The 13,416-nt window shown below is 34.4% G+C and carries 12 protein-coding genes; 4 read left to right on the top strand and 8 right to left on the bottom strand.

The features are described 5' to 3' along the window. Nucleotides 1–122: 122 nt before the first annotated feature. Nucleotides 123–326: a hypothetical protein gene (locus ACE94K_RS18835; protein WP_378176037.1), complete on the top strand. Its 204-nt coding sequence runs from the start codon at nt 123–125 to the stop codon at nt 324–326. 67 nt (nt 327–393) lie between these two features. Here the strand turns inward: ACE94K_RS18835 and gldG are convergent, their stop codons facing one another. The 3 genes from gldG to ACE94K_RS18820 all read right to left on the bottom strand — a co-directional run bounded on the left by gldG (nt 394) and on the right by ACE94K_RS18820 (nt 4,169). Next, nucleotides 394–2,793 carry a gliding motility-associated ABC transporter substrate-binding protein GldG gene (gldG, locus tag ACE94K_RS18830; protein ID WP_378176034.1) on the bottom strand — a complete coding sequence of 800 codons (2,400 nt, stop codon included), beginning with the start codon at nt 2,791–2,793 and terminating at the stop codon, nt 394–396. 80 nt (nt 2,794–2,873) lie between these two features. Further along, a complete protein-coding gene (locus ACE94K_RS18825) occupies nt 2,874–3,167 on the bottom strand; it encodes a putative quinol monooxygenase (protein WP_378176031.1) in 294 nt (97 codons plus the stop codon). Between the two features lie 171 nt (nt 3,168–3,338). Further along, nucleotides 3,339–4,169: an S-adenosyl-l-methionine hydroxide adenosyltransferase family protein gene (locus tag ACE94K_RS18820; RefSeq protein WP_378176028.1), complete on the bottom strand. Its 831-nt coding sequence runs from the start codon at nt 4,167–4,169 to the stop codon at nt 3,339–3,341. Between the two features lie 280 nt (nt 4,170–4,449). On the opposite strand from ACE94K_RS18820, the gene ACE94K_RS18815 reads away from it, so the two are divergent. Next, on the top strand, nt 4,450–5,406 hold the full coding sequence (locus tag ACE94K_RS18815; protein ID WP_378176026.1) for a PhoH family protein: 957 nt from the start codon (nt 4,450–4,452) through the stop codon (nt 5,404–5,406). 105 nt (nt 5,407–5,511) lie between these two features. Next, nucleotides 5,512–6,462 carry a phosphoribosylaminoimidazolesuccinocarboxamide synthase gene (locus ACE94K_RS18810; RefSeq protein ID WP_378176023.1) on the top strand — a complete coding sequence of 317 codons (951 nt, stop codon included), beginning with the start codon at nt 5,512–5,514 and terminating at the stop codon, nt 6,460–6,462. 1 nt (nt 6,463) lies between these two features. Here ACE94K_RS18810 and ACE94K_RS18805 read toward each other — a convergent pair whose 3' ends face one another. The 5 genes from ACE94K_RS18805 to ACE94K_RS18785 all read right to left on the bottom strand — a co-directional run bounded on the left by ACE94K_RS18805 (nt 6,464) and on the right by ACE94K_RS18785 (nt 11,653). Next, nucleotides 6,464–6,865 (bottom strand): DUF4174 domain-containing protein, encoded by a 402-nt coding sequence (locus ACE94K_RS18805; protein ID WP_378176020.1) that lies wholly within the window; start codon nt 6,863–6,865, stop codon nt 6,464–6,466. 378 nt (nt 6,866–7,243) lie between these two features. Beyond that, nucleotides 7,244–8,359 (bottom strand): 3-isopropylmalate dehydrogenase, encoded by a 1,116-nt coding sequence (gene leuB / locus ACE94K_RS18800; protein WP_378176017.1) that lies wholly within the window; start codon nt 8,357–8,359, stop codon nt 7,244–7,246. A 93-nt stretch (nt 8,360–8,452) separates the two neighbouring features. After that, nucleotides 8,453–9,040: a 3-isopropylmalate dehydratase small subunit gene (gene leuD / locus ACE94K_RS18795; RefSeq protein ID WP_378176014.1), complete on the bottom strand. Its 588-nt coding sequence runs from the start codon at nt 9,038–9,040 to the stop codon at nt 8,453–8,455. A 4-nt stretch (nt 9,041–9,044) separates the two neighbouring features. Next, complete coding sequence (gene leuC, locus ACE94K_RS18790; protein WP_378176011.1) at nt 9,045–10,427, bottom strand: 3-isopropylmalate dehydratase large subunit; 1,383 nt, start codon at nt 10,425–10,427, stop codon at nt 9,045–9,047. A 56-nt stretch (nt 10,428–10,483) separates the two neighbouring features. Beyond that, on the bottom strand, nt 10,484–11,653 hold the full coding sequence (locus ACE94K_RS18785) for a 2-isopropylmalate synthase (protein ID WP_378176008.1): 1,170 nt from the start codon (nt 11,651–11,653) through the stop codon (nt 10,484–10,486). Between the two features lie 208 nt (nt 11,654–11,861). Here ACE94K_RS18785 and ACE94K_RS18780 point away from each other — a divergent pair, with 208 nt between their 5' ends. Beyond that, nucleotides 11,862–13,406: a hypothetical protein gene (locus tag ACE94K_RS18780; protein ID WP_378176005.1), complete on the top strand. Its 1,545-nt coding sequence runs from the start codon at nt 11,862–11,864 to the stop codon at nt 13,404–13,406. Nucleotides 13,407–13,416: the final 10 nt, after the last annotated feature.

Raw genomic sequence — 13,416 nt, 5'->3', positions numbered from 1 at the left:
CAATTTTATAACATTTAAATACTTTGTTAAGTTGTAATTTTAAGGGAATTTTTCATCTTAATGTATCGTTTGTACATTATATAAATTCAACTTAAATTCTTAAAACCGTTATTATGAAAAAAATGATGAATTCAATTCCTGGAGCTCAAAAATTATCAAAGTCTTCTCAAAAAGAAATCAAAGGAGGTATGCCAGGTTTATCCGATTGTGTTAGAGGTTGTTATCAATTCTATTTAGTTGATATTCAAGGAGTCAATTGCGCCGTTCCTAGTCCAAGCGGAATGATATGCCGTGGGCTTGTAAGAAATAATCAGTGTTGTATCTAATGATGAAATGAATTTTGATAAAAAGGCTCTTGACAAAGAGTCTTTTTGTGTTTTATCTCTAATTAAATTACTTACAATATTTCTTTTTTCTGATAATTGAAAATAAAAATCCAAAGGCCCCGAGGATTAACAACGGAACAACAATATTGATCACTTGCCAGAATGTTCGATTTTCTTTTACTTTTTCGATATCTAGAAAAGCAATGTTGATTTCTTTTCCTCGTGCTTCCATTAATCCAGAGTCGTCCAGTAAATAATTAACGGTATTCAATAAGAATTCCTTATTTCCATATTGTAGATTTAGGTACGGATCATATCCAAGAGTAATTGGTCTTCCTTTTCGAATGCCATTTTTGATGATATCTCCATCAGCAATAACTACCATTTTGGTTGCTTTGCTTATGTCCTGCGGAGTATCAAGTTTCAAAGGTTTTACCCTATCTTTATAGGCGGATTTAAATTTCCCTTCCAGTAAAACTGCAAGCGCATGATTTCCTTCAGTGTATGCGGTCATATCAGGTTTTTGACCTATAATGTTGTCAAGGTTAATCTCTGTAGGGATTCCTTCTAATTTAGACCTTTCAGAGCTGCTAAGTAGCACTGTTTTTGATATGTCATTTTTTAAAGTATCAATCTGATTGGAGAATTCGAATTTTACGGATTCAATGTTCTTGACAATCGGGTGGTTGCTTTTGCTTTTTGTTAAAGAAGCATAAAACCAGGGATGAGGTGTAAATTGTGTGTCGTTTCCTTGTCCCGAAGCAAGCATCAGCGGAGCAGAATACAGGTCGTTTATCAAAACAGGATTGATCCGAACTCCATAAGAAAACAATGCATCTCCTAATCTCAAGTCTTGCATAAATGCAATGGCTGATCCTTTTGATTTAGCAGTGAACAGACTGTCGATTTCCATAGCAACAGATTCTAACATCCATAGCGACTTGCCACCGTTCATAATAAATTGATCTAAGACATATTTCTCTTCCTCAGAAAAAGGCTGGGTCGGTTTTGCGTTGATGATAAGATCAAATTTTTGAAGATCCTTCAATGTTTTTTCAGAGTTTGAAGCCACGGAGTCCAGCGTAAAAGCCCCAACGAAATAATATTCTTGTAATGTCTTTACAAAATCCGCAATTTTGATATCCGGCAATTGTCCGTTTCCTTTTAATACTGCAATTTTGTGTTTTTTGGGATGGATAAGTTTCTTTAAGGCATCTGCAAAAACATATTCTAGTTGCTGGATCGAATTATTAACTCTTTCTTCGGTGGTCGCGCCAATCGTATTCTTTACCAATGCAACTTTTACACTTCGGTTTTGATAATTCATGATTGCCCATGGAACTACCGTTTCTATTTCGGTTTTACCACTTTCCCGAACACTCACTTCCATAGGTGTAAGTCCTAGTCTTTGTAATTCTTCGAGGGTTTCTTTCCTAAATTCTTCTTCTTCAATCGGATTCGTAAAAATATATTGTATGTTTGGGTTAATCGCGTTGAACTCTTCTAATATTTGCTTAGTCTCTCCTTGTAATTTTCTGAACTCAGAAGGAAAATTACCTTCTAATAGTACATCAATAGAGATAGGAACTTCTGCTTCTTTCAGTAAGTTTTTGGTAGCTTCAGAAAGAGTGAAACGACTATCTGCAGTCAAATCAAACCTGCTGTATAAACTACTGCCTAAAACATTAACTAGAATAACACCAATAGCAGCAATAGCAGCAAGTTTGTAAATTGTTTTCTGTAAATTTTTACGTAAAATAAGAGTAGTCAAAAAAATGAAAAACAGAATGATACTTATGAAATAAACGATATCTCTTGTGTCAATAATTCCCTGACTGATCCGTTCATAATGTAACTGAATTCCAATTTGTTCTAAAGTATAATCGGTATTGCCAAGTAATTGGTAATTTGCGAGCCCACTAAATCCAAAATAAAATAAAAAGCAAAGAAATAATCCTGTCAAAAATGCTACTATCTGATTATTGGTTATTGTGGAGGCAAACGTACCGATTGAAGTATAGGTTGCGCTAAGCAATAAAAGAGCTACGTAAGAACCAATTGTACTACCGGTATCAAGATTTCCTATTGGATTACCCAGTTGATATACTGTGATTACATAGAGTAAACTGGGAACTAAAGCTATAAAAATTAGAAATAAACTTCCTAAGTATTTTCCTGCAACTAATTGCCATAGTCTTATCGGTTTGGTTAATAAAAGTTCTAAAGTTCCTTGTTTTTTCTCTTCAGAGATACTACGCATGGTGACAGCCGGAATCAGAAATAGTAAGATCCAGGGCGCGATTAGAAAAAAAGGAGAAAGATCAGCAAAGCCACTATCTAAAATATTAAACTGACCTTTAAAAACCCATAAAAAGAGTCCATTAAGAATTAAAAATATACCTATGACCAGATATCCAACAGAGGAGGCAAAAAATATATTGATTTCTTTTCTTATAACTGCGAGCATATGTTAATAGTATCTTTTGTTTTGAGTTATCAATTCGTGAAAATAGTAATTTCGTTTATACTTTTTAATAGGTTTTAAAATTACAATTCTTCAATTTTTTCTACACTCCAGGCTTCTGGTTTTTGATTAAACTTGTCTTTGGTATTTGTCCAAATATCTTTGAATAACGCAGAGTTACGATAGTTATTGAGATGTTCTTCTGATTCCCAATAACTATATGTAAAAAATTGATTCGTTTGATGTATATCTCTAATTAGTTTTAAGTGAGAACAGCCATCAAAATTTCTGATCTTTTTTTTATTTTCTTCAAAATTTTTCAGAAAGGAGTCAATTTGCTCTGGTACAAATCCCAATTTTACAATACGTATGATCATTTTTAATAATAAAGTTTCAAAATTTATAAGTTCTCAACCTTACAAAAAATTCTGTAAAGTTCTTTAGTTTGTTTGACTTTGAGTATTTGAGTTTCTTTCTAAAAATCTAGCTATCCAAAGCACTAATAGTTCCGTAATTCAATTTCATAACTCACGTGCGCAATCACTAATTCACTCAAAAGTAACACTTACTGTATCCCTAAAATGTAATCCAAAGAGGCTAGAGGCTCCACCCACCGTTCTGGGATTGCTTTTATATATAGCCAATTCCAGATATCCTGAAGAATTAAAAATCGCTAACTTTTTACCATCTTCTTCGCGTTTGCTTTTTTCGATATCAAAGTTGATGGCATCACTATAACGCTCATAAATGGTATTAAAAACAGCACTCCTCGCCGTAATTTTAAAATCACGTCCTTTACCTACATCTTCAAAAAGTTTTCGGGTTATATTGGTGATCAGGTTTCCGTAATTGTCAATATAGATAATGCTACCTACAATCTGTTTATCACCGACATTAACAATTGGAGTAATACCCTTGATGAGTTTAATATCGGTTATCGATTTGCCCACAACTTCCAGCGTACCTCCTCGAGCAATATGACAAGCTACAGTTACAAAAACATCTAATACAGGAAAATTGGTTCCGATTGCATCGTGAATATTAATTTCCACAATTTTCTCTGGTCTAAACTCTGAAGCGATCAATGAGATCAATCCGTTATTAGCGCAAATGAAGTAGTGATCATCTAGTTTTACGGCTATGTGCTTATTTTCAGGGTTCAATTCACTGTCGATACCTATGATATGTATGCTTCCTTTTGGAAAGCTCTTATAGGCATTCTGAATAATGTAGGCAGCTTCTGTAATATGAAAAGGTGAGATTTCGTGAGAAATATCAACAATCGTGGCATCCGGCAGTTCTGTATATATAGCCCCTTTAACAGCAGACACAAAGTGATCTTTGATTCCGAAATCAGTAGTTAAAGTTATTATTGGCATCTATAAGAATTGTTAATATCTTTTAATTATAAGCGCTTAAAAATATGTAAATTTGCTATGAAGTTATTCAAAGTTTTTTGAATGAAAGAATTTGTAATAAAAATGTACGAGTTTACGATTTTTGACCACTGATATCCTTTATGATCTTAAAAAAGTTTCAACTTATAACACGTTTTTTATTTTTGATTCCCCGGCAAAAACTTCAAACAATCCCAATAACTATTGGGAGAACAAACTTAGTCAATCCAAAAAACAAATCATACTAAAATTTCTATAGCTTTTGAACGAACTTATTATTGAACTGACAGAAATTAATCCACGGGAGTTTTTCGGACTTCAGAATGGTAATATTCAATTATTAAAAAAATATTTTCCAAAGTTGAAGATTGTTGCCAGAGGTAGCAAAATGAAGGTGTATGGAGATGAGGAAATGCTCGAAGAATTTGATGCACGTCTTAATATGCTCTTGGAACATTTTGGCAAATACAATAAACTAGATGAAAATGTCATAGAAAGAATCCTGACCAGCGAAAGCAAAGAGGATTACGAGACTTCGGCTGCTAGTGGAGAAACATTAGTGCACGGAGTAGGAGGCAGGTTGATCAAAGCACAAACTGCTAATCAGCGTAAGCTGGTCGAATTAATGTATAAGAATGATATGGTTTTTGCGATCGGGCCTGCAGGTACAGGTAAAACGTATACAGGAGTGGCGCTAGCCGTAAAAGCATTAAAAGAAAAACAAGTAAGAAGAATTATCCTAACACGTCCTGCTGTAGAAGCAGGGGAGAATCTTGGGTTTTTACCAGGTGATCTAAAAGAAAAATTAGATCCCTACATGCAACCACTATACGATGCCTTAAGAGATATGATTCCTGCAGAAAAGTTAGAGAGTTTTATTGAAAAAGGAATCATTCAAATTGCGCCTATGGCTTTTATGCGTGGTCGTACATTAGATAATGCTTTTGTAATTCTTGATGAAGCTCAGAATACAACCCACGCTCAAATGAAGATGTTTCTGACACGAATGGGTAAAAATGCAAAGTTTATGATAACCGGGGATCCGGGACAGATTGATTTACCAAGAAGAGTGATTTCTGGTCTAAAAGAAGCCTTATTGGTATTGAAGGGCGTTCCCGGAATTGGTATTATTCACTTGGATGATAAAGATGTAATCCGTCATAAACTGGTAAAAAAAGTGATTGCTGCTTATAAAGAAATAGAAAATAGGAACGATTAGTTTTAATTAAGAATTACGAATTAAGAATAATAGAATTAAGTTCAAATAGGATATACTTTTCTCTTTGCGACTTAGATTCTTAGATACTTTGCAACTTTAAAAAAAATGAGTACCATAGTTGACACCAATTATAATTTTCCCGGTCAGAAATCTGTCTATAAAGGAAAAGTAAGAGAAGTATATAATATTAGTAACGAATTACTTGTCATGATCGCTACAGATCGCTTATCCGCATTTGATGTAGTAATGCCAAAAGGGATTCCGTTTAAAGGACAGATCTTAAATCAAATTGCTACTCAGATGATGAAAGCGACAGAAGATTTGGTACCCAATTGGCTCATTGCTACTCCTGATCCTAATGTAGCTGTGGGGCATCTTTGTGAGCCGTTTAAGGTAGAGATGGTGATCAGAGGATATCTCTCTGGACACGCTGCCAGAGAGTATAAAGCAGGTAAAAGAATGTTGTGTGGAGTACCAATGCCTGATGGAATGAATGAAAATGATAAATTTCCAGAGCCGATTATCACTCCATCTACCAAAGCGGATAATGGAGAACACGATGAGGATATCTCTAGAGAAGAAATTTTGGCAAAAGGCATTGTTTCTCAAGAAGATTACCTGATATTAGAAGATTATACCAGAAAGTTGTTTCAGAGAGGAACTGAGATAGCTGCAGAACGAGGATTGATTTTGGTGGATACCAAATATGAATTTGGGAAGACCAAAGACGGAAAAATTGTACTGATTGATGAGATCCATACACCGGATTCTTCTCGTTATTTTTATGCGGAAGGCTATGAAGAAAGACAACAAAGAGGCGAAGCGCAAAAGCAATTATCCAAAGAATTTGTAAGACAATGGTTAATTAGCAACGGTTTCCAGGGGAAAGAAGGGCAACAAATCCCTAATATGACGGCAGAATATATTAATTCTGTATCAGATCGTTACATAGAGTTATTTGAAAACATTACAGGTACATCTTTCGAGAAGGCTGATGTTTCTGATATTCACAGTAGGATAGAGGAGAACGTGCTAGGATATTTGAAAGCAGTGTAAGCTATTTGTTTTTAGTTTTCAATTCTTGTTTGCGCATCGGCATTTGATCAATTTTATCATATACTTTATTGGATGAAACAAAATCAAAAGATTCCATTTTAATACCTCCATCCAATCCTATGAGGATAATTTTGAAATTTTTTTTGGAAGAATTGTATTTTTTATAGAGGTTATTACTTTTGGTAATTTCATTTTTTCCTAACCCTTCACGATACGAGGTGGGTGTTATCTGATATATGATGAGTTTTCTTTCTTTTAACTGCTCTTTGTTCTTTTCAAATTCCTGTAGTTGTTGAATAAGTTTAGCATTTTGATCAGAATCTGCTATAACTAATAATAATCGATCTTTCCATTGATGTTTATCTATATTCTGAGAGAAAGATAGTATCGGTAAAATTAGCATTGATATAAAGATTCTAGAGGTTTTCATTTATATAAGGTACAAAAAAATGAGTGTTTAAGAAATCAAATTTTATATGCTCAAGATTCGAGGGTAATTCAACACCAGATAAATGTTACAGCTCAATATTCGAGTGCACTTCGACTACGCCTGTCTGCCGACAAGGCAGGCTCAATGTGACACCTCACCCTTGGGAAGTAAACGAATTTCACCCTTACTAAATAAACGAGTTTCATTCTTCGTAAATAAACGAGGACTGAGATTCTCGAAGCCCGGTATGGATCAATAATAGTATTCTAAGTTTAAAAAATCAAAAATTCAGAAAACAAAAAAAGCAATCAGACTCTACCGACTGATTGCTTTTCAATAATATAACTAATCTTAAATAATCGTGGATTGCCCCACGTGTATATTTTCAAAATTCATGTTTGAATCTTCTGGATTAAGGATATAATCATAAATAAAATCTCCTACCTTTTCTGTAGTCAAGGGATTTATATGATTGAGGTCCGGAGTAGTAAGATTCAATTCCAAAGCTTTTTCTACACCATTTTTGATGGCTTGAGCTTCCTTCATCAAATCAAAATGTTCCAATAGCATAGCAGCAGAAAGAATAGCTGCGATTGGATTAGCAATACCTTTTCCAGTAGCTTGTGGATAGGAACCATGAATCGGTTCAAACATACAGCAAGTATCTCCAACAGAGGCGGATGCCAATAAACCAATTGAACCACCAATAACGCTAGCTTCATCAGAAATAATATCTCCAAACATATTTTCTGTCAGGATTATATCAAACTGACTAGGGTTTAAAATCATTTGCATTGCTGCATTATCCACGAACAAATAATCGACAATCACATCTTGATACTCTTTAGCTATTGCTCCTACAACTTTTCTCCATAAACGTGAAGATTCTAAAACATTTGCTTTATCTACTAACGTGAGCTTTTTACGACGTTTCTGAGCCGCTTTAAAGGCTAAATGAGAAATACGCTCGATTTCTTCTTTAGAATATTCACATAAATCAGAAGCTACCGTTCCTTCTTCGTTTAAATGTTTCTTACCAAAATAGATTCCTCCGGTAAGTTCTCTGTAAATAGAAATATCCGTTCCTTCAATAATTTCTCTTTTTAAAGGAGACTTATCCAATAAAGTATTATAGGCCTTTACAGGTCGTATATTGGCATATAGACCTAATTCTTTTCGTAAGCGTAACAAACCTTGTTCTGGTCTTACTGCTGCGCTAGGATTATTATCATATTTTGGATCACCAATCGCTCCAAAAAGAACCGCATCTGTATTTGCACAAAGTTGTAAAGTCTCATCGGGTAATGGATTACCTGTTTTATCAATAGCAATGGCTCCTACTAATGCTTCTTTGAAAGTAAATGTGTGATCAAATCGATGCATGATAGCATCTAATGCTTTTACAGCTTGTGAGGTTACTTCAGGCCCTATTCCGTCTCCTGATAATACAGCGATTTCTAGTTTCATAGATAAATATCTATTAGAGATTATTATTTTTTATTGTCACACTTAGTTACTTTAGCTACCGCCTCTGAAGGAAGCTCTGCCTGATGCTTTTATTTAAGCTCTCGCCTTTTCGAAGGCTTCAATATCGGATTTGTTACTAATCAGGAAATCAATGTCATCATATCCATTCATCAAGCACATTTTTTTATAGGCATTAATGTCAAAATCAGTCTGAGATCCTGTTGATAGTATTGTAATTTTTTGTGTTTCTAGATCTATTTCAATCTGGGTATTAGGATCTTGATCTATTTCAGAAAATAGCTCTTGAAGATACTCTGGAGATACTTGAACAGGTAATAGTCCATTATTTAATGAATTTCCTTTAAAAATATCCGCAAAAAAACTAGAGACAACTACCTTAAATCCATAATCGTGTATGGCCCAGGCAGCGTGTTCTCTACTAGAACCACAGCCAAAATTATTGCCGGCAACTAATATACTTCCGGAGTAATCCAAATTATTTAAAGCAAAATCTTCATTGATACTTCCATCTTTATGAAAACGCCAATCTCTAAACAGATTGTCTCCAAAACCTTCGCGAGTGGTAGCTTTTAGAAAACGAGCAGGTATAATTTGATCTGTATCTACATTTTCTATGGCTAACGGTACTGCGGTGGATGTTAACTTGATAAACTTATCCATGGTTTTAATTCAAATGTTTAGTGATATCAACAATTTTGCCTTCTATTGCAGTTGCTGCAGCTACTAACGGGCTTGCTAGAATAGTTCTGGCACCTTGCCCTTGTCGTCCTTCAAAATTTCTATTAGATGTAGACACACAATATTCTCCGGCAGGAATTTTATCATCATTCATAGCTAAACATGCCGAACAGCCGGGTTGCCTTAATTGGAAGCCTGCTTCTTCAAAAATTGTATTCAGTCCTTCATCCACGATCTGCGATGCTACCTGTTGTGAACCAGGAACAAACCAAGCGGTTACATTATCAGCTTTTTTCTTTCCTTTGATGTAACTTGCGGCAACTCTAAAATCTTCAATTCTACTATTGGTACAGCTACCTATAAAAACGTAGTTGATTTTTTGATTTATAAGCGATTGTCCTTTTTTGAAATTCATGTAGGCTAATGACTTCTCGAAAGAAGCATTATTATCTTCGGGTATAGTTGAAGTCACCTTGATTCCCATTCCAGGATTAGTTCCGTAAGTAATCATCGGCTCTATATCTGAAGCATCAAAATGATATTCCTTATCAAAAACAGCACCTTCATCGGTGGCTAAGGTTTTCCAATACTCAACTTTTTTTTCAAACGCCAAACCTTTTGGTGAAAACTCTCTTCCTTTTACATATTCAAAAGTAGTTTCATCCGGAGCGATCATACCGCCGCGAGCCCCCATTTCGATACTCATATTACAAACAGTCATCCTTCCTTCCATAGACATTTCTTTAAAGACATTACCGGCATACTCACAGAAATATCCAGTGCCAGAATTGGTTCCTAGTTTTGAGATCACGTATAGAATTACATCCTTTGGTAAAACCCCCGGTTTTAATGTACCAGTTACATTAACGCGTAAGCTTTTAGGTTTTTGAAGCAATAAACACTGACTGGCAAAAACCTGAGCCACCTGGCTGGTTCCTATACCAAATGCTATTGAACCAAAAGCACCATGAGTAGAGGTGTGGCTATCTCCGCATACCATAGTCATGCCGGGTTGGGTAATCCCTAATTCCGGAGCCATTACATGTACAATACCATTGTATTTATGACCTAAACCATACAAAGTAATGTCGTTTTTTTTACAGTTTTCTGTAAGCTGAGCCAATTGATTTCTGGACAAAGGGTCTTTTACAGGTAAATGTTGATCAATCGTTGGAGTATTATGATCTGCGGTTGCAACGACTTGATTTGGTCTAAAAATAGGAACTCCACGTTGTTCAAGTTCATTAAATGCTTGTGGACTTGTTACCTCATGGATTAGATGTTGATCTATGTAAAGTATTTGTGGACCGTTTTCTATTTCTTTTACTACGTGAGCATCCCAAACTTTATCAAATAATGTCTTTTTCATGTGTTTCTAATTTTCTCGGTATCCTAATTCTTAAAAAGAGGATATAAAATTAGTTATTAGGCAACTGCTGCCTCCACCTGAACTGTTTTCATAATCTGGTGGATATCTTCATCTACTACTTCCTTTTTTCTATCGGCATAGGTCAAAAACTCTTTGTAGACTTCATCTAATTGAAGTTTTGTAAGCTCATAACCAATTTTTTTGGCTCTATATGCAAGAGCAGCTCTACCACTTCTTGCTGTAAGTACAATAGCTGATTCAGTTACACCAACTTCTGCGGGATCTATAATTTCATAGGTTTCTCGGTTTTTGATAACTCCATCCTGATGTATTCCAGAACTATGTGCAAAGGCGTTCGCACCAACAATGGCTTTGTTAGGTTGTACCATCATACCCATACTTTCAGAAACCATAAGACTCGTGTCGTATAATAATTTTGAGTTGATGTCCGTATTGAGATTTAAATACGGATGTTGTTTCATTATCATTACTACTTCTTCTAAAGCAGTGTTTCCTGCTCGTTCTCCTATTCCATTTATAGTACATTCTATTTGTCTGGCACCATTGATGGCTCCTACTATCGAATTAGCTGTAGCTAGCCCTAAATCGTTGTGACAATGGCAAGATATAATGACATTGTCAATACCTTTTACATTTTCTTTTAGGTATTTTATTTTTGCTCCATATTCTTCGGGCAAACAATATCCGGTTGTATCTGGTATATTAAGAACAGTAGCTCCGGCTTTAATCATCGCTTCGCAGACTCGTGCTAAAAACTCATTATCTGTGCGACCTGCATCTTCAGCATAAAATTCTACATCTTCTACAAAAGATTTTGCATATTTAACGGCGGCAATACCTCGTTCGATCACTTTTTCTTGCGTAGAATTAAACTTGTATTTTATATGAGATTCTGATGTCCCTATTCCGGTATGAATTCTTGGTCTTACAGCATGCTTCAGAGCTTCTGCAGCCACTTTTATATCATTTTCTACAGCTCTGGTTAATCCACAAACGGTTGCGTTTTTAACAATTTTTGCAATTTCATTTACTGAAGTAAAGTCTCCGGGGCTTGAGACCGGGAAACCAGCTTCGATAATATCAACTCCCAAAAGGTCTAGTCGCTCGGCAATCACTAACTTCTGTTTCGTATTTAGCTTACAACCAGGGACCTGTTCTCCGTCTCTTAACGTGGTGTCAAAAATTTGGACTTTATTATCGCTCATAGGAATTATGTGAATTATTAATTTTGATACTCTCCTTAAATAATATCTTTTTAAAATATTATTCTAAAGATGTTTTAGTATTCTCTTACGAATTTATATTTTGGTTATTCAAAAAGAAGGGATTTAGTTATACATTTTACAATGTTGAAATGTTTTATTGTTGAGCTAAAACCTTATTAATCAATTAATTGAAATATATTTTCTTACAATGACTAATGATCAAAAAGATCCTTTGTTTGTTTTGGTGAAGTCACTCTCTAAATCCGAAAAGCGACAATTTAAAGTGTACGTGGGAAGATTAGGGGTAAATACTGATTCAAAATTTTTAGCGCTTTTTAACCATTTGGATAAAAGTGAAACACTGGATGAAGAGCTAATTGTTTCCAAAGGAATTGTAAAAAAACAACAACTTTCTAATCTCAAAGCTCATCTATATAAACAAATATTGATAAGCTTGCGATTAAGTCCATTACATCAAAATGTAAGATCACAAATTCGGGAGCAGTTGGATTTTGCAACAATATTATACCACAAAGGCTTGTACAAGCAAAGTCTTAAGATTTTAGATAAAGCAAAGACTGTAGCAAAAGAAAATGAGGAGAATAACATTGCCTATGAAATTGTAGAATTAGAAAAGGTAATCGAAACTCAATATATTACCAGGAGTATTAATAGCCGTGCAGATGAATTGACGATAGAAGCCAAAATGCTAAGTATGAAAAATGTGCTAACCAGCAGGTTATCAAATCTTTCCTTGCAATTATATGGTCTTATGATAAAAAGTGGATACGTTAGAAATGATAAAGAGCATACCATAATCACCAATTATTTTGAAAGTAAATTACCAAAATATGACTGGAATATTCTTGGTTTTAGAGAAAAATTATGGTTATACAAAGCACACTTGTGGTACAGTTTTATGGTTCAGGACTTTTTATCGTGCTATAAGTATTCAAAAAAGTGGGTAGATCTTTTTTATGAGAACCCAAAGATGATTATTCTAAATCCTGTCTTTTTTCTAAGAGGAAATCACTATTTGTTAGAGTCTCTATATCTTATTCAGGATAAAACTCAGTTGAAATTAACACTAAGTAAATTTGAAAAAACAATCAAATCGGATGATTTTCCGATCGACGATAACATAGAAGTGCTTTCATTTCAGTTTATATACAATAACAAGTTAAATGTTCATTTTCTAGAAGGAACTTTTGATGAAGGCGCTTATTTGGTAAATGAAATTTTAGCAGGAATTAAAGAATATAAAGATCGTTTGGATGATCATCACATAATGGTACTTTACTATAAGATTGGTTGTTTATATTTTGGAATGGCCGATCATAAAAAATGTATAGAATATCTTGGTAAAATAATCAACAATAGATCATTGAAAATGAGAGAGGATTTAATGTGTTTTGCCAGAGTGTTGAGTTTGGTAGCGCATTATGAAGCCGGAATGGATTATCATTTAGAAACGCAGCTTAAAGAAACTTACCGTTTTTTAATCAAAATGGATGATTTACATGAGGTGCAAAAAGAAATGATCAAATTTCTTAAAAACCTTGGTGACATTTTTCCGCATCAGATTAAAGATGAGTTTAGAAAGCTACATAAAACTCTAAAAAAGTACGAGAACCATCCATATGAAAAAAGGGCATTCCTATATCTTGATATTTTGTCTTGGCTTGAGAGCAATATAGAAGGTAGACCAGTAGCAGATATCATCAAAGAGAAATCAAAAAAACTGGTTCGATAATTATTTTATT

The organism is Aquimarina besae, from assembly GCF_042434905.1.
In the GTDB taxonomy this organism is placed as follows: Bacteria; Bacteroidota; Bacteroidia; order Flavobacteriales; family Flavobacteriaceae; genus Aquimarina.
Note: the sequence above shows the minus strand (reverse complement) of the source record. Positions and strands in the feature narration are given on the sequence as shown.

Excerpts from the sequence above, each read along its gene's own strand:
- ACE94K_RS18835 (WP_378176037.1), top strand. The coding sequence starts at position 123 with ATGATGAATTCAATTCCTGGAGCTCAAAAATTATCAAAGTCTTCTCAA.
- gldG (WP_378176034.1), bottom strand. The coding sequence starts at position 2,793 with ATGCTCGCAGTTATAAGAAAAGAAATCAATATATTTTTTGCCTCCTCT.
- ACE94K_RS18825 (WP_378176031.1), bottom strand. The coding sequence starts at position 3,167 with ATGATCATACGTATTGTAAAATTGGGATTTGTACCAGAGCAAATTGAC.
- ACE94K_RS18820 (WP_378176028.1), bottom strand. The coding sequence starts at position 4,169 with ATGCCAATAATAACTTTAACTACTGATTTCGGAATCAAAGATCACTTT.
- ACE94K_RS18810 (WP_378176023.1), top strand. The coding sequence starts at position 5,512 with ATGAGTACCATAGTTGACACCAATTATAATTTTCCCGGTCAGAAATCT.
- ACE94K_RS18805 (WP_378176020.1), bottom strand. The coding sequence starts at position 6,865 with ATGCTAATTTTACCGATACTATCTTTCTCTCAGAATATAGATAAACAT.
- leuB (WP_378176017.1), bottom strand. The coding sequence starts at position 8,359 with ATGAAACTAGAAATCGCTGTATTATCAGGAGACGGAATAGGGCCTGAA.
- leuD (WP_378176014.1), bottom strand. The coding sequence starts at position 9,040 with ATGGATAAGTTTATCAAGTTAACATCCACCGCAGTACCGTTAGCCATA.
- leuC (WP_378176011.1), bottom strand. The coding sequence starts at position 10,427 with ATGAAAAAGACATTATTTGATAAAGTTTGGGATGCTCACGTAGTAAAA.
- ACE94K_RS18785 (WP_378176008.1), bottom strand. The coding sequence starts at position 11,653 with ATGAGCGATAATAAAGTCCAAATTTTTGACACCACGTTAAGAGACGGA.
- ACE94K_RS18780 (WP_378176005.1), top strand. The coding sequence starts at position 11,862 with ATGACTAATGATCAAAAAGATCCTTTGTTTGTTTTGGTGAAGTCACTC.